Source organism: Bradyrhizobium sp. B124, from assembly GCF_038967635.1.
Classification (GTDB): domain Bacteria; phylum Pseudomonadota; class Alphaproteobacteria; order Rhizobiales; family Xanthobacteraceae; genus Bradyrhizobium.
Window position 1 is genome coordinate 8,893,932 of record NZ_CP152413.1, and the last position, 16,925, is coordinate 8,910,856.

The 16,925-nt window shown below is 63.4% G+C and carries 13 protein-coding genes, 1 tRNA gene and 1 pseudogene; all 15 read left to right on the top strand.

Annotated features, from left to right (window positions below):
• The first annotated feature begins 234 nt into the window (after positions 1-234).
• The 15 genes and pseudogenes from AAFG13_RS41460 (at position 235) to AAFG13_RS41530 (ending at position 16,579) form a co-directional block, all read left to right on the top strand.
• A complete protein-coding gene (locus AAFG13_RS41460) occupies positions 235-897 on the top strand; it encodes a response regulator transcription factor (protein WP_092125249.1) in 663 nt (220 codons plus the stop codon).
• Positions 898-1,116: 219 nt separating this feature from the next.
• Entirely contained in the window at positions 1,117-2,493 is a 1,377-nt protein-coding gene (locus AAFG13_RS41465) for a sensor histidine kinase (RefSeq protein ID WP_212311006.1), read from the top strand.
• A gap of 233 nt (positions 2,494-2,726) precedes the next feature.
• Entirely contained in the window at positions 2,727-2,897 is a 171-nt protein-coding gene (locus AAFG13_RS41470; protein WP_212311005.1) for a hypothetical protein, read from the top strand.
• A 1,143-nt stretch (positions 2,898-4,040) separates the two neighbouring features.
• On the top strand, positions 4,041-5,435 hold the full coding sequence (locus tag AAFG13_RS41475) for a hypothetical protein (RefSeq protein WP_342710585.1): 1,395 nt from the start codon (positions 4,041-4,043) through the stop codon (positions 5,433-5,435).
• A gap of 131 nt (positions 5,436-5,566) precedes the next feature.
• Positions 5,567-6,457 (top strand): hypothetical protein, encoded by an 891-nt coding sequence (locus tag AAFG13_RS41480; protein WP_342710587.1) that lies wholly within the window; start codon positions 5,567-5,569, stop codon positions 6,455-6,457.
• A 231-nt stretch (positions 6,458-6,688) separates the two neighbouring features.
• Positions 6,689-7,171, top strand: coding sequence for a helix-turn-helix domain-containing protein (locus tag AAFG13_RS41485; RefSeq protein WP_342710588.1), 483 nt, complete (start codon positions 6,689-6,691; stop codon positions 7,169-7,171).
• Positions 7,172-7,187: 16 nt separating this feature from the next.
• Positions 7,188-7,292 (top strand) — tRNA-OTHER (locus AAFG13_RS41490).
• A 27-nt stretch (positions 7,293-7,319) separates the two neighbouring features.
• The gene (locus AAFG13_RS41495; RefSeq protein WP_342710589.1) at positions 7,320-8,270 is read left to right on the top strand and encodes a hypothetical protein; all 951 of its coding nucleotides are present in this window, start codon (positions 7,320-7,322) and stop codon (positions 8,268-8,270) included.
• 663 nt (positions 8,271-8,933) lie between these two features.
• Positions 8,934-9,048 (top strand): annotated as a pseudogene (locus AAFG13_RS41500) (IS1595 family transposase); the annotation flags it as partial.
• A gap of 393 nt (positions 9,049-9,441) precedes the next feature.
• Positions 9,442-9,648, top strand: a complete 207-nt coding sequence (locus AAFG13_RS41505) for a hypothetical protein (RefSeq protein WP_342710590.1) — start codon at positions 9,442-9,444, stop codon at positions 9,646-9,648.
• Positions 9,649-10,648: 1,000 nt separating this feature from the next.
• Positions 10,649-11,773 carry a c-type cytochrome biogenesis protein CcmI gene (gene ccmI, locus AAFG13_RS41510; protein WP_342710591.1) on the top strand — a complete coding sequence of 375 codons (1,125 nt, stop codon included), beginning with the start codon at positions 10,649-10,651 and terminating at the stop codon, positions 11,771-11,773.
• A gap of 59 nt (positions 11,774-11,832) precedes the next feature.
• Positions 11,833-12,330, top strand: coding sequence for a cytochrome c maturation protein CcmE (gene ccmE, locus AAFG13_RS41515; RefSeq protein WP_092125254.1), 498 nt, complete (start codon positions 11,833-11,835; stop codon positions 12,328-12,330).
• Positions 12,327-14,312, top strand: coding sequence for a heme lyase CcmF/NrfE family subunit (locus tag AAFG13_RS41520; protein WP_342710592.1), 1,986 nt, complete (start codon positions 12,327-12,329; stop codon positions 14,310-14,312). The genes ccmE and AAFG13_RS41520 overlap by 4 nt, the downstream gene beginning before the upstream one ends.
• The gene (locus AAFG13_RS41525) at positions 14,312-14,818 is read left to right on the top strand and encodes a cytochrome c-type biogenesis protein (protein WP_342713515.1); all 507 of its coding nucleotides are present in this window, start codon (positions 14,312-14,314) and stop codon (positions 14,816-14,818) included. Before AAFG13_RS41520 ends, AAFG13_RS41525 begins: the two co-directional genes overlap by 1 nt.
• Positions 14,819-14,989: 171 nt before the next feature.
• The gene (locus tag AAFG13_RS41530) at positions 14,990-16,579 is read left to right on the top strand and encodes a Do family serine endopeptidase (protein ID WP_342710593.1); all 1,590 of its coding nucleotides are present in this window, start codon (positions 14,990-14,992) and stop codon (positions 16,577-16,579) included.
• Positions 16,580-16,925 lie beyond the last annotated feature (346 nt).

Consider the following 16,925-nt stretch of genomic DNA (forward strand, 5'->3'; position numbering starts at 1 on the left):
GACACGACGCGTCGTCCTGTTGCCAAATTATAGGTATTAAAATACCGTATGCTGAAACTCGGTCCCACCTGGCGCGCATCTCTTTGCGGGAACCTGTCGCGCTTGCGCGGGTTCCCGGGATGGTGCACCTGACGAAAAAATAAGGTTTGCCCTGCGGCTCCATTCATAGGCCGTTCACGGCCGGGAGCCTCATTTGATGCCGGAATATCGCAATGCTCACTCTCGGAGGCCAAAGTGCGTCTGCTCGTCGTTGAGGATGACCCGGATCTGAACCGCCAGCTCACCACCGCCCTGACGGACGCCGGCTATGTGGTCGATCGCGCGTTCGACGGCGAGGAGGGGCATTTCCTTGGCGACAGCGAGCCCTACGACGCTGTCGTGCTGGATATCGGCCTGCCGAAGATGGACGGTATCTCGGTGCTCGAGGCCTGGCGGCGGAACAAGCGGGTGATGCCGGTGCTGATTCTCACCGCGCGCGACCGCTGGAGCGACAAGGTTCAGGGGTTCGATGCCGGCGCCGACGACTATGTCGCAAAGCCCTTCCATCTGGAGGAGGTGCTGGCGCGGATCCGCGCGCTGCTGCGCCGCGCGACCGGGCATGCCCAGGTCGAGCTGACCTGCGGGCCGGTGGCGCTGAATACCCGGACCAAGCGGGTCACCGTCAACGGCAACCCGATCAAGCTGACCTCGCACGAGTACAACCTGCTTGATTATCTGATGCACCACACCGGGCGGGTGGTCTCGCGCACCGAACTGGTCGAGCATCTCTACGACCAGGACTTCGACCGCGACTCCAACACCATCGAGGTGTTCGTCGGCCGCATCCGCAAGAAGCTGGAAGTCGATATCATCCAGACTGTTCGGGGCCTCGGCTACATGCTGTCGCCGCCGACTTAAAGCGTTTTCGAGCGAAGTGGATAACCAGTTCGCTCGCGTGAAGAAGACGCGACCAAACAAAAGGATGAGAGCATATCCTGTTCAATCGGATCATGTTCTTAGAGCGCTTGATCGGCGTACACGGGCATTGGCATGATCCGCGCCGGGAGAACTGGATTCGCCAATGTTTGAGTCCCTGACGTCTATTGCCGCTGACACGCTGTTCGAGCCTGTGTCCTGATGGGCGGCAGCTCGCTTGCGACCCGCCTGTTCGTCTCGGCGACCGCCTGGGTGGTGGTGATCCTGGCGATCACCGGCGTCATCCTGTCGTCGGTCTATCGCGACGCCACCGAGCGCGCCTTCGACCGGCGGCTCAATCTCTATCTGCGCACCCTGATCGCCGAAGTGGCGACGCCGGACGAGCCGGCGGACCGCCAGTTCCAGTCGCTCGGCGAGCCGCTGTTCGACCTTCCGCTGTCGGGCTGGTACTGGCAGATCACCCGCACCGATACCGAGAAGGGCGAAACCCGCGCCTCGCGTTCGCTGTGGGACAAGAAGCTGCCGAAGCTCGAGGAGCACGGCGCCGAGCTGACTGCCGCCGGGGTCCGCCTCGGCTATGTCGATGGACCCGAAGGCCAGAGCCTGCGTGTGGTCGAGCGCCCGGTCGACCTCGGCGCCGACGGCAAGTTCCTGGTCAGCGTCGCCGGCGATGCGACCGAGATCTTCGATGAGACGCGCAGCTTCGACTATTATCTCGGCGGCACCTTCGCAGCCCTCGGCATCGTGCTGCTGCTGACCACGATCTTCCAGGTGCGCTACGGCCTCGCGCCGCTCAAGCGCATTTCGGATTCGATTGCCGATATCCGTTCCGGCCGCGCCGAGCGGCTGGAGGGCCGGTTTCCGGTCGAGATCGCGCCGCTCGCGCGCGAGACCAACGCGCTGATCGATGCCAACCGGGAGATCGTCGAGCGCTCGCGCACCCATGTCGGCAATCTCGCCCATGCGATCAAGACGCCGCTGTCGGTGATCGTGAACGAAGCCGGCGCCCATGCCGGCGATCCCTTTGCCAGCAAGGTGCTGGAGCAGGCCGATCTGATGCGCGACCAGGTCGCGCACCATCTCGAGCGCGCGCGGATCGCCGCCCGGGCCACCATCGTCAGCACCATCACCGACGTCGCCCCTGTCATCGAGGCGCTGCGCCGGACCATGGAGAAGATCCATCGCGATCGCGATCTCGCGATCGAGGCGAAGGCCGACCCGGCGGCGGGGTTTCGCGGCGAGCGGCAGGACCTCGAGGAGATGGTCGGCAATCTCGTCGACAACGCCTGCAAATGGGCGGCCTCGCAGGTGTTTATCGAGGTCACCGTCGTGCCGCCGGAGGCCCCGGGCGCCGGGCCGAAGCTGCGCATCGTGGTCGATGACGACGGCCGCGGCCTGTCCGAGGACGAGCGCGCCCAGGTGGCGCGGCGCGGCCAGCGGCTCGACGAATCGAAGCCCGGCTCGGGGCTCGGCCTGTCGATCGTGACCGATCTCGCCGGCCTCTATGGCGGCAAGCTCGCCCTGAATGACGCGCCGATCGGCGGCCTGCGGGCCGAGCTCATGCTGCCGGCGGTGTAGGGCATGATGGAATTCGGTTAAATGGCGGTCGCGAAGGCGGTTCGCACCCGCTCCCGCTTGCAGGTGCCGTCCGTATTTAAGCCCTCGTGCGGGACGCCATCTGTTCTTGCCCATGATCTAGATCAAAGGTTCAGATCCAATCCCGGGGTTCTCCGTGGGTGAACGGAGTTCCAGAAGTCGTATTGTGCGGCTTGTTCCCCGTGCAATCATCCCCCGATCTCGGGAGACGGCCCATGAAGGACATGCAGGCGCACTTGGAGAAGCTTCGTGTCGAGGCGGAAGAGTGCGAGCTAATCAGCAAGCTGGCGACCAATAAGTCCAAGAAAGAACTGTTCGCTAGGTTGGCCGCACATCACCGGACGCTAGCCGATGAAGTCGAGCGGACCATGAAGGAAGCCCGATAGGAACTTTGCATTCCCATGTGGATTTACAGCCCCGTTCCCGTAAGGAACTGAGCGAGGAAAAAGGTCACATGGGCCAAATTCGACGTCGGGTCAGACACACCGATTCACTTGAAGCGCGCCTTGTTGAGAGAGCCAGAGAGCTACGCGAACAGGCCGAAGCGCTCGCCCCAGGTATCGAGAGAGAAGCGCTCCTGAAGCTAGCCCGGCAGGCTGAGGCTGGCGCTAGCATGACCGAATGGCTGCGCGCTGGGGGGCTGCAATCATCCGCGACCTAGAAACTCTTTGCCGACGTCACCATCAATCTCTGCCGCGTGCATGATGCACTGCGGACTACGCCAGCTGTCGCGCTTGTTATTGCTAAGCAGGTTTGGACGATCGGTGATTTGCTGGATGCCGTGTGCCGCTGGAGCCGAACGGCCAGTGCGCGTGACGCGCAACGGCCCCAGCGCCGGGGGAACGCTGAGGCCGTGTCCAAGTGCTGTCCGTCTTGAGCACCGGGACCACGCGACAACGGAACGTCACCGGGGGCTGTTCCTAACCGTGAAAAAGAAACGGCCCCAGCGAGGGGGCGCAAGCCGGGACCGAGTTTACAAACGTCATCCGACGCGCCCGGCGGGGACGCCGGACATAAAACAACCGCCAGCCAACACGCCTCGTTCCTGTGGCGCGCAAAGAAACGGCCCCAGCACCCTTGGAGGTGATGCTGGAGCCGTTCTTTATTCCCATTCTCACGCCGAACCGCCGGTTGCCGATAATTGACGGCCCCTTCTGGGCTGTAATTTGATCTTAATGAAACACCCTGCCCAGTTCCGAAAGGATTGAATCAGCGGGCTGTTCCAGAAATCACCTGTGTGAATCGAACGCAAATAAACTGCCACTTTTTCCAGGGCGTTTGACAAATGTCCTGGTTTCCCGGAGCGCGTGTCCGAATGAGGACAGCACCCGCTTGCGGGGGGAGGCGAGGAGAGCTCGCGGACAATCTTCGCGGACGTCATATGCGAATTGGCCTGCGGACGCGGCGCAGCCTTTTGGGCGGCTCGACCCGCTATTATTCCTAAACGGCTTCTTAACGCGCCCACCTCTATCATCGCGGGCGGACGGGCTGCGGCGTTTGCCGGGCACCAAGCTTTCACGACCGGGCGCATGAGCCAGAAATCGACCGAGCGGCTGAGGGATTATCTCGCGCAGCTTCCGCCGCAATCGCAGGCGCTGCTGATGCGAGAGCTGGAGCGCGCCGTCGAACGTGGCGAGGACGCCACCGTCGCCAATCTGGTGCTGGAGCAACTGCGCAAGATCGCGCGCGGCGCCGAGGAGGACGAACAGGTCCAGCCGCGGAGCGACGACCCGGCGCGGCTGCTGTTCCGGCCGCTCGAGCCGTTCCTTGCCGAGACCAATTTCCCGACCCGGCCGGGCCAGCTGCGGCGCGCCTCGCTGCTGCCGATCTGGCAGTGGCTGGCCCGCGAGGGCGCGCCTGAGGCTGCCCGCGAATTCGAGGCGGCGCTGGCGGTGGCCCCGGAGAGCGGCCCGATGGAGGTCGCCACACGCAAGTTCCAGCTCGCGGCTGCGGAAGCCATCCTCAAGATCGCGGGGCCGAGCCAGGACGACCGCCAGCGCGCGCTGGCGCGCGTCGGCCCGCCGAGCGTGGTCGAGGACCTGCTGCCGATCGGCCTGGTGCTGCAGGCCCGCGAGGCGCTGGAGACCCTGGGCAGCCGGCTGCCGAGCCAGATCCGCGTGTTTGCCGATTCCCAGATCGCCTCGGCGATGGAGGCGCTCAAGCTGCCGTCGCTGCAGACGCCGCAACTGCTGCCGTTCGCGCTGTCATTGATTACGCAGCGGCTCGCCGCGCCGTGGCAGATCATCCGCCTCGCCATCAAGATGGCGGCCTCCGACGACGAACTGCGGGTTGCCGCAACGCCGTACGGCATCGCCGTCACCATCGCGCTGCATGATTTATCGTTCGTCGCGGCCTGCCTGCGCACCGACATCAAGCGCGGGCATTTCGATTATGTCGGCGAGCAGCTCAAGACCCTGCATGACGGCGTGCGCGGCCTGCGCACCGAGCTCGACCTGCGCAACGATTCCACCTGCGGCCGCCAGCTCACCTCGGTCCGTGCCGATACCTCGAACGCGCTGCAATCGGAGATCGACAGCGTGCCCGGCCGGGTCCGCCGCATCCTGCGTCAGCGCGCCGACAAGGACATCACGGCCGGCGCCAAGATCGATCAGTCCGAGGTCGAGGACGCCGCGGCGCTGATCGATTTCGTCGCGGTGTGCCGCACCTATGCCAGCGAGCTCGCCATCAACGAGGTGACGCTGCGCACCTTCTCGGACCTGCAGCACTATGTCGAGCAGTCGACCGAGGGGCTGGTGCAGTCGTTGCGCGGCGGCGAGCCCCGCGTCCGCGCCTTCCGCCAGCAGCAGGTCAAGGCCGCGATCCGCTTCTGCGAAGTGCTGTTCGGCCACGACTACGCCTCGCTGATGAACCGGGCGGCGGAGAACGCCGTGACCGGCGAGCGGAAGTCGTCGCGCGCGGGGTAGCGACATTTAGTGCACTGTCAGCGTAATTCCAGCGGCGCTGCGCTACGTGTCGCTGAGTAATTACGGTAATTTCGGTGCAGTCCAGCACTGTCACCGTGATTCGTGCGGATCGCGTATAGTTCGCGGGAACTATGGGTGAAGCCAAGCGACGAAAGCGCCTGCCTTGTATCTGCGGCACCGGGCTGCCAGCCGGCGAATGCTGCTGGACGGCGCATGCCTATCACAAGAAGCCCGTGGCGGTGGACCTGCACAATACCGGCCTGACCGGCAAACATGACCGCTGCTACATGTCGGCGACCGGCGCCTGCGACACCAAGATCTCCGGCGAGCACCTCATCAGCCATAGCGTCCTGAAGGTTCTGGCCGAGAAGCAGGTGGAAGTCAGCGGCACGCCCTGGCTGAAGCCCGGCGACAAGAAGATGCTGCCATTCTCGGCGCTGACCACGAACGCTCTGTGCAAGCGCCACAACAGTCTACTGTCGCCCATCGACTCGGTCGGCGCGGCGCTCTTCGAGGCAATCCAGAAGTGCGGCACGACTGATACCGGACCGGGCCTGCTGTTCCTGCTGTCAGGCCACGATGTCGAACGCTGGATGCTGCGCTCGCTCGCCATCTTCGGCGTCTCGGGCAACTTCGCTATCGACGGTGCGGTCATCGACCAGAACTTTGTCGACCGGCTGCGTATCGTCGAGCTGCTGGAATATCCCAAGCAGTGGAAGAAGCCGTTGGGCTTTTATCTGACACGCGGGCTCGGTCACCAGTTCTGGCGGCGCGACAACATCCAGATTGCGCCGGTGGTGAAGACCGGCGGTGACGAGATCATGGGCATCACGCTGGACCTGCAGGGCTTGGAGTTCGCGCTGCTCGCTGCCGACCATGACGTGACCGGCACGGGCCTTGACACGGCGCTCTACAGGCCCGCCGCCTTTGTCTTCGACATGGGCGCGACCAGGCACCGCATTCAGCTCTCGTGGGAGGACGGCTTGCCCCACCAGGACGTGATTATCACGTGGAAGAAGTAGCGGTTCTGCAGGCGCTTTGAAATTTTTGGGGAGACACTGGTGTCTCGGCAGGGAAGACATATCTGACCGGGGCCGGGAGCCTCACGTGTCCTACGAATAAGTGCATACCATTACGTAGCACTCATCGGACCGTAGCACGCAGCAGTACGTATAGGCCCCTAGTCAGATTCGTCTCCCCTTCGCGGGTCGGCTGACCTTGTGGCGCAAAATGTTTGGGAGCATATCGCGTTCATGACCGAAGCAACCGCACCAACGACCTCCGCCCCGGTGATTCCCTTCCCGAAGAAAATCTCGGGCAAGCGAGCCGAGGATAAGTGGTCACCACAAGTTTTGAAACTCGGCTACACCGCGTTGCCGAACCTGCTCCTGCGCGCCCAAGCAAAGCTGAAGATCAGCCCGCCGCAGTTCAATGTTCTTGCCCAGCTCTGCGAGCACTGGTGGGAAGCGGACAAGTATCCGTTCCCGGCCAAAGACACGATCGCGCGGCGCATGGGCAAAAGCCCTCGGCAGGTCCAGCGCTACATCACTGAGCTTGAAGAGGCTGGGCTCATCAAGCGGGTCGAGCGGTTCAACGGCAAGAAGTCTCAGGTGAACAACGGCTACCTGTTCACCGGGCTCATCAAGAAGCTGAAAGAGCTGGAGCCTGAGTTCAGCAAAGAGGTCGAACTGAAGAAGCTCAGGAAGAAGAAATTAGAGACGGCCAAAGCAAGCTGACCGTCTCTTCCGATATCGCGGCTTAGCTCAATGGATAGAGCCCTGCTTACGATTTAGGTGGTCCTCGCAAGACATACCTAAAGGCAGGAGCGCGCGGGTTCAAGTCCCGCAGCCGCGCCCACTTTTTGCCGGGAGGCCGTTTTGGGCCATGAATACCCTATTCGATAACGCCATCCAGTCGATCCAGCTCGGCATCGAGGATTACGAGCACAACGACCCGAAGCGGGCGCTTTCGGCCGTGCGCAATTTCTACGCCGGCACGCTGCTGCTCGCTAAAGAAGTGCTGGTCCGCGCGGCGCCGAAGGCTGCGGTCAAAGACGTGCTCGGAACCAAGTTCGTGCCGGTCCCTGACGGTAATGGCGGCGTGACTTTCGAGGCCAATAACAAGACGGTCGACTTCAACGAGCTTGGCCAGCGGTTCAAGGATTTCGGGCTGAGCATCGACCGCTCGAAGCTCGCCGACCTGAACAGCATCCGCAATGACATGGAGCACTACTACAGCAACGCTTCGAGCAAGAAGGTTCGCGAGGCTATTGCCCGCGCGTTCCCCGTCGTGGTCGACCTGTTCAATTTGCTGAAGGAGCAACCCAACGAACATCTCGGCGATAGCTGGACTGTCATGCTCGGCGCCAAGGAACTATACGACCGGGAACTTAAGCAATGCACCGAGACGTTTGACGGCGTCGACTGGAAGTCCGAAAGCTTGTCGCAAGCCGCGCGACCCTGTCCCAAGTGCAGCTCTCATCTCGTCTACCGGCTCGACCAAACTCGCAATGAATCTGGCTTTGCTGATGCGCAGTGCAGACAATGCGGCGAGAAGATCGACGCCATCACGTTGATGGAAACGGCCCTCGAAGCTCATTTTGAGTACGAGAGCTACTCGTCGGTAAAGGATGGCGGAGAGGACCCTCTCGGCTTGTGTCCTGAGTGTACGGCCAAAACGTATGTAATCTGGGAGGAAGAAAACCAGTGCACCAATTGCTTCCTCTCACTTGAAGACTGCGACAGGTGCGGTGAGCCGCTCACTCCAAACAATGTGTCAGATGACTCAAGTTCTCTCTGCGGATATTGCAGCAATCTGATGTCAAAGGACGACTAAAGCGGGCAGATGCGGCGCGACTACCTCATTGCGATTCTGTTGGCCGTTGCGGCGGTCCCGTTGGGGGCGGCTATGATGGTCGCGCCTGATTATCTCCACCTGAGTGGATATTTCATTCCTCTCACGTTTTGGGGAGGAATTGCGCTAGCCGCAGCGCTCATTCTTGTTGCGGCCGTTATAGCCCGGCGCGGCGAAAGGGCGAGTGAAAACCAGGCCGTTTCTCGATACAGCCATGCTCCCCGTGATGTCCCTTTGCTCGATGCAATCTGGAGGGCGCATCTCGGTCGCTGGAACGACAGAGTTGATTACGGTGATGAGTGGAGCGCCAAGGCACCCTTTTACAAGACTGTCAGAGACGTTAGGCAAATGGCCCGTGACGGGAAGCTTCCCGTCTGGGGGACTAGAACAGAGCGTGGAATGCCATTCGAACCCATCCCACTGAGTTTCTGGGGGACACATGAACTGGAGGCCGGATACATGATCCTGCCTCTAGTCAAAGATGCTTGGGTCCATGTGGAGAAGCCGACTAGGATCGGCCAACAGAGATTTGGGCGCACGCAGGACTGGACGAACTTTATGACCAGTCGTGAGGTTGTAGAGAAGCTGTGGCCTGCTTCTGGCGGACCATAGTCGCTGTGCATCGCACCTAAGATCAGGCTGAGGAGCCGTCTGCGTCGCGCAGAGATCGGTATCCACCATCATATCGCTGGCGCGTATCTCGTGCGGTTATGCGCAGCAGTCCTCATGGCGCAAGGACAGCCGCCGCGTCTCCAATGGCGGTCATGTAAACCGGATTGCCGCGCTTGCATTGAAGCGCAGCAAGTCAGTGGACCTTGCTGGCTACTGGGAGCGTCATCTCGGCGAATGATCAAGCTGATTCGTAGACAAAGTCGATTCTGTCATCGTCAACAGAAAAATCTCACGTTCGACATCTATGCGACTCACAACCGAATCAGCATAAATCTCTCGTTGGCGACCGATTCGCGCAAAAGCCGCCGGACGGATCAGGTCTCGGCGGCTTCGCGTATCGGTTCCTGCATCACCCAGAGGGTTGGGCGCAGGACGCATCCTACACAGCGATTCGAATTAGACTCGGATCGTGGACTCCGGTCAAGGCCCAACCCTCGCATGCATGCCGTTAGCGTACGGCATGTCCAGCATGGAGGGCCGAATGGCCTCGAATTACTACGGATACCACTTCTACGTCGGCAACGACAAAAAACACTCTGGCATCACGATCGATCCGAAGCGACGTGAAGCTGAACATCAGCAGCGCTGGCCCGGCGGCAAGATGTATGTGGTCGTCGGCCCGATCACTGAAGCACAGGCTCGTACTTGGGAAGCGCAGCAGACGAAGACGATCACTCCTCAGCGGTAGCAGTACCGTCGAAGGTTCCGCTCTCGCGCGTAAAATAGTACTCGCGATTACCGACACGCAGGATGGAGTACTGGGGCGAGATCGTGACGGACACGGTTTGACCCGTTACTCCATCCTGGTGTGTGAAAGGGCGAATGACAGCCGTGCAGCCAAATTCCTGGTAGAGATCTCGGATTTTCTCAGCGACATGCGGCATCACTAGCTCCCAAGAAATCAAAGAATCTCGATTAGACAATGATTCTGGTTGCGGAAAGGTTTCTAAGGTTTCTTCGGGAACCTTGAGCCCGCACCGGGCCGGGCTGGCTTCACTGCGGCGATCTTCGTTCTTTCGCGCGTTGCAGCGCTAAGGCTTGGACAGGTGGTGCTGGAGGAATTCTGGATGTCCGATGCGAAGGTGAATGAGACCATCGGCTGTCTTGGGGCTGTTGCGGCAATCTTTGGGATTGTCGGGCTAATTTCTTGGTTGGGTAGCAATCCAATCCCTCGCATGACCGACACTGAGTTTCAGTCTAGAATCTCAAAGATGAGGGAGGAGCGCCGTCAGCGTTGTATCGACAACATACGCGACAGCGTCCATCTATGGCCAAAGGACGCGCAGAAGTACGCCAGTGGGGCCATGTCGCACTGCGGCGATGACGATTAAGCCGTCTGTGGAGTTTGCGCCATAACATGGGATCCCACCCACGGCCGGGACCGCAAGCAGTTGCGTAATTTCGGAATAATGGAAGTGTGGCGCTGATTTGCCCGACGTGTCAAGTCGGCATTCGAGCGCCGGCGGGCGCTCGCCGGCTACTGTGCATGGGGTTGTTTTCGATATTTTGGTCGCAGGCCCCTTCGTCCGGTGACGCCCGCTGCAAGTCCGCCGGAACGGCACCGGAAACCGGCTGATTTCGACCTTCGGTCGATCCAGCAATTGTCAATTGCCGGGCTCGCCACGGGTAGTGTAAAGCGATTCTAAGGCGGCTCGTGTGAGGCCGCCGGTCCATCCGGGAACCGCTTGATGACGTTGTGGTTTGTGTTCGCGCTGATGACGGTCGCGGCGATCTTTGCCGTGCTGTGGCCGCTCAGCCGCCGCGGACGGGCGAATACCGGCGGCAGCGAGGTCGTGGTCTACCGGGACCAGCTCGCCGAAATCGACCGCGACATGGCCGCCGGCATCATCGGCGCCGCCGAGGCCGATGCTGCGCGGATCGAGATCAGCCGCCGGCTGCTGGCCGCCGCCGACCAGAGCGGGCGCGAAGCCCCGGTGCAGGGCAGTCTCAGCCTGCGGCGCACTGCTGCGATCGTGGCCCTGGTCGGGTTGCCGGTCATCGCTTCGGGCTTCTATCTCGCGCTCGGCTCGCCGCGGCTTGGCGACTTTCCGCTCGCCGAGCGCAGCCGGGTGGCCGATGCCAACCAGCCGCTCACCAATCTGGTCGCGCAGGTCGAGGCCCATCTGGAAAAGAACCCGACCGACGGCCGCGGCTGGACGGTGCTGGCGCCGGTGCTGTCGCGCCTTGGCCGCTACGATGATGCCGTCCGTGCCTATCGCAATGCCATCACCTATGCTGGCGACAGCGCCGATCGCCGCGTCGATCTCGGCGAGGCGTTGATGGGGAGCGCCGGCGGCGTCGTCACCGCCGACGCCAAGGCGGAGTTCGAGCGCTCGGTCGCGCTGAATGGCGACGACGCCAAGGCCAATTATTTCCTCGGCCTCGCCGCCGAGCAGGACGGCCGCAAGGCCGACGCCGCCGCGATCTGGCAGAAGATGCTGGCGAAGGCGCCGTCGGACGCGCCATGGCGGCCGCTGGTGCAGGCTGCGCTGGTACGGGTCGGCGGAGTCGGTGCACCCGCTGGCGCCAGCGCGCCCGCGCTGCCGGATGGCGCGGTGGCGGCGGCCAAGGACATGAGCGAGGCCGATCGCGGCATCATGATCAAGGGTATGGTCGATCGGCTGGCGACGCGGCTGAAGACCAACGGCGACGACGTCGAGGGCTGGCTGCGGCTGGTTCGCGCCTATCTCGTGATGGGAGAGCGCGGCAAGGCGATGAGCGCACTTGCGGATGCCCGTCAGGCGGTGGCCAATGATGCGGACCGGTTGCGTCAGCTCAATGAGGGGCTGAAGAATCTCGGGCTGGATGGATAACGCATGATGCCGAAACATGTGCAGCGGTTTTCGGCTGACGTCATGCGCAAGGATGCACCATGACCAGGAAGCAACGGCGTTTGACACTGATCGGCTGCGCGCTCGTCGTGCTCGCGGTGGCCGCGGGCCTGGTGCTGAACGCGCTGCGCGATTCCATCGTGTTCTTCTCGACGCCCTCGATGGTCGCCGAAAAGCATCTCGGGCCGGGCAAGCGTTTCCGCCTCGGCGGTCTGGTGGAGCAGGGCTCGCTCAAGCGCGGCGACAATCTCGCGGTGACCTTCACCGTCGGCGACGGCGGCGCAACGCTGCCGGTCGCCTACAAGGGCATCCTGCCGGATCTGTTCCGCGAGGGGCAGGGCGTGGTTGCCGAAGGCGCGCTCGATGCTGACGGCGTATTCCGTGCCGACACCGTGCTCGCCAAGCATGACGAGACCTACATGCCGAAGGACGTCGCCGATGCCCTGAAGAAGCAGGGCCACTGGAAGGACGACTACGGCGCCAAACCAAACAGCATGCCGAGCGCCTCCGCGGCGCCGACCCAGGGAGCGATGCGGTGATCGCCGAAAGCGGACATTATGCCCTGGTGCTGGCGCTCGCCCTCGCGCTGATCCAGTCGATCGTGCCGATCCTCGGCGCGCGCTGGCGCGATGCGGCGCTGATGAACGTCGCGCGCTCGACCGCGCTCGCCCAATTGCTGTTCGTCGCGGCGTCGTTCGCGGCGCTGGTGACGCTGCACGTCACCTCGGATTTCTCGGTCGCCAATGTCTACGAGAATTCGCACTCGCTGAAGCCGCTGCTCTACAAGATCACCGGCGTGTGGGGAAACCATGAAGGCTCGATGCTGCTGTGGGTGTCGATCCTGGCGCTGTTCGGCGGCCTCGTCGCGGCCTTCGGCAACAACCTGCCGCTGTCGCTGCGCGCGCATGTGCTGGCGGTGCAGGCCTGGGTCGCCAGCGCCTTCTATCTGTTCATCCTGATCACCTCGAATCCGTTCCTGCGCATCGCCAATCCGCCGATCGAGGGACGCGACCTCAATCCGGTGCTGCAGGATATCGGCCTCGCGGTGCATCCGCCGATGCTCTATCTCGGCTATGTCGGGTTCTCGATCTCGTTCTCGTTCGCGGTGGCGGCGCTGCTCGAAGGGCGGATCGACGCCGCCTGGGCGCGCTGGGTGCGGCCGTGGACGCTGATGGCGTGGATATTCCTGACGCTCGGCATCGCGATGGGCTCCTACTGGGCCTATTACGAGCTCGGCTGGGGCGGCTGGTGGTTCTGGGATCCGGTCGAGAACGCCTCGCTGATGCCGTGGCTGGCCGGTACCGCGCTGCTGCATTCGGCGCTGGTGATGGAGAAGCGCAACGCGCTGAAAGTTTGGACCGTCCTGCTGTCGATCCTAACCTTCTCGCTGTCGCTGCTCGGCACCTTCCTGGTGCGCTCCGGCGTGCTCACCTCGGTCCACGCGTTCGCGACCGATCCGACCCGCGGCGTGTTCATCCTGCTGATCCTGTTCGTCTTCATCGGCGGCAGCCTGTCGCTCTATGCCTGGCGCGCGCCGACGCTGAAGCAGGGCGGGCTGTTCGCGCCGATCTCGCGCGAAGGCGCGCTGGTGCTCAACAACCTCCTGCTCACCACCGCCTGCGCGACGGTATTCATCGGCACGCTGTATCCGCTGGCGCTCGAGGTCCTGACCGGCGAGAAGATCTCGGTCGGCGCGCCGTTCTTCAATTTCACCTTTGCGCCGCTGTTCGTGCCGCTGCTGCTCGCGGTGCCGTTCGGGCCGCTGCTGGCCTGGAAGCGCGGCGACCTGCTCGGCGCGGCGCAACGGCTGATGGTGGCCGGCATCGTCGCGCTGGTTGCGATCGCGGTGGTGTGGGCGTGGACCTATGGCGGCGCGACGCTGGCGCCGCTCGCGACCGGGCTTGCGGCCTTCGTGATCATGGGCGCGCTGTGCGATCTCGCCGAACGTATCGCGCTGTTCCGGATTCCGCTGTCGCTTTCGCTGCGCCGCGCACGCGGCCTGCCGCGGGCGACCTGGGGCACGGTGTTCGCGCATGCCGGCCTCGGCATAGCCCTGATCGGGATCGTCTGCGAGACCACCTGGAACAGCGAATATATCGGCTCCATGAAGCCGGATGATGTCGCCAAGGTCGCCGGCTATGAGCTGCGGCTCGACGGCCTGAATCCACGGCAGGGGCCGAACTTCCGTGAGATGGTCGCGCAATTCACCGTGACCCGTGACGGCGAGAAGGTCAGCGTGATGACCCCGTCGAAGCGCAACTTCACGACCCGCGGCGCCTCGACGACGGAGGCCGCGCTGCTGACGCGCGGCGCCAGCCAGCTCTATATCTCGCTCGGCGATACCTCGGCCGACGGCGCGATCGCGGTGCGCATCTATCACAAGCCGCTGGTGCTGATGATCTGGTGGGGGCCGGTGTTGATGGCGTTCGGCGGCATGCTGTCGCTGTCCGACCGCCGCTTGCGGGTCGGCGCGCCGAAGCCGGCCAAGGCAGCGGCGCGTGCATTGCAGGCGGCCGAATGATGCGGTCGCGCGCGCTCGCAGCCGCCGCGCTTGCGGCGACCCTGGTGCTCGGCGCGATGCCCGCCCGGGCCGTGCTGCCTGACGAGATCATGGCGGACCCAGCGAAGGAGGCGAGGGCGCGCGAGCTTTCGAAAGAGCTGCGCTGCATGGTCTGCCAGAACCAGTCGATCGACGATTCCGAGGCGCCGCTGGCGCGCGACCTCCGTTTGCTGGTGCGTGAACGCATCTCGGCCGGCGATAGCGACCGCCAGGTGATCGATTTCCTGGTGGCCCGCTATGGCGAATTCGTGCTGCTGAAGCCGCGCCTCAACGAGCACACGCTGGTGCTGTGGCTGACCCCGCCGCTGGCGCTTCTGCTGGGCGGTTTTGCGCTCTGGCGGCTCGGCCGGCGTAAGGCAAATCCGGCCGCCGGCGGGGGCGATTCCAGCCCCGGCTTGACGCCCGACGAAGAGGCGCGCCTTGAGCGGCTGCTGGCGGCCGAATCCGCGCCGGACAAGCCGGTTTAGTTCCTTTCTAAGCCCTTAATTTGCATGCGCTATTCTGCCGCAGCGCAGGATTGCTCAATTACCAAAGTTTAATTCCGCAGCCAGCGCGCCGTAAGGCTGATGACCCCATGTTCAGACGCATCAGGTGCTCGCCCCCGCACCGAATGATTCTGGCCCTGGAGATCTCAAGACATGACCGACCGTCCCGACCTCTCGACCCTTCCGTCCTACAAGGCGCCGAAGCGCTCGCTGTTCTCTGCCCGCAAACTCGCGCTGATGGCGTCGGTCGTGGCCGGCCTCGGTGCCGCCACCTACGGCTTCAGCCCCACCCACAACCCGGCCGACCTGTTCACGACGCCCGCGCATGCGCAGGTCAATAACGAGGTCAAGAAGGTTCAGCAGCCGGTCGGGTTTGCCGACATCGTCGAGCGGGTGAAGCCGTCGGTGATCTCGGTCAAGGTCAATATTCGCGAGAAGGTCGCGAAGGATGACAGCAACAATAATGACGATTCGCCGTTCCAGCCGGGTTCGCCGATGGAGCGTTTCTTCCGCCGCTTCGGCGGTCCGGATGGCTTGCCCCCGGGCCTGCGCGGTGGACCGCGTGGCGGTGGCGTGGTGACGGGCCAGGGCTCCGGCTTCTTCATCTCGGCTGACGGCTTCGCCGTGACCAACAATCACGTCGTCGATGGCGCCGACAAGGTCGAAGTCACGACCGACGACGGCAAGACCTTCTCCGCCAAGGTGATCGGCACCGATCCGCGCACCGATCTCGCGCTGATCAAGGTCGAGGGCGGCTCCAACTTCCAGTTTGCCAAGCTCTCCGACACCAAGCCGCGGATCGGCGACTGGGTGCTGGCGGTCGGCAATCCCTTCGGTCTCGGCGGCACCGTGACCGCGGGCATCGTCTCGGCCTCCGGCCGCGACATCGGCAACGGCCCGTATGACGATTTCATCCAGATCGATGCGCCCGTGAACAAGGGCAATTCGGGCGGCCCGGCGTTCGACGTGTCCGGTGAGGTGATGGGCGTCAATACCGCGATCTACTCGCCGTCCGGCGGCAGCGTCGGCATCGCGTTCTCGATCCCGGCCCAGACCGTCAAGAGCGTCGTTGCCCAGCTGAAGGACAAGGGCTCGGTCAGCCGCGGCTGGATCGGCGTCCAGATCCAGCCGGTGACATCAGACATCGCCGACAGCCTCGGCATGAAGAAGGCCGAAGGCGCGCTGGTGGCCGAACCGCAGGCCAACGGCCCCGCGGCCAAGGCCGGCATCGAGTCCGGTGACGTCATCACCGCCGTCAATGGCGAGCCGGTGAAGGATGCGCGCGAACTCGCCCGCACCATCGGCGGCCTCGCGCCCGGCAATGCCGTGAAGCTGAACGTGCTGCACAAGGGGCAGGACAAGACCGTCAACCTCACGCTCGGCCAGTTGCCGAACAACCTGGAAGCCAAGGCTGACACCGACAACAACGGCGACAAGGGCAACTCGTCCCGTGGCACCGACGTGCCTAAACTGGGCCTCACTGTGGCACCCGCCAACAGCGTGGCCGGCGCCGGCAAGGAAGGCGTGGTCGTGACCGAAGTCGATCCCAAGAGTGCTGCCGCTGAGCGGGGCTTCAAGGAAGGCGACGTGATCCTCGAGGTCGCCGGCAAGTCCGTCGGCACCGCCGGTGAGGTGCGTGATGCGATCACCGCGGCGCGCAATGACAACAAGAACAGCGTTCTCATGCGCGTGAAGAGCGGCGGTTCGTCGCGCTTTGTGGCAGTGCCGCTGGCGAAGGGATAACTATCTATGAGTTGGAACGCGTCGCCGGCATTAGTCGCCCCCGCCGACGGCGCGTTCCGGGGGGCGGGCCCCTTGCTCGCTCCCTATGTTGCCTTTCGATGGAATATGCCCCCCTCTGTCGGAAGGTCTCAGGGCGGTGAGGTCCCCCAGCTTCACCGCCCACTTTTTTCAGCGCCGCATGATCCGGAAAAGTGGAAACCGGTTTTCCCCGGCGACAAACCCGGAACGGGTTTGCGCGGAGATCATGCGCCCACAAGATTCCCGGAATATTCGCGGTCGTCTTGCATGTGCAGGCCGGCCGCGCCATGCTGACAGAGGGCCCTTTCCCGTGACCGCAACCGCTCCG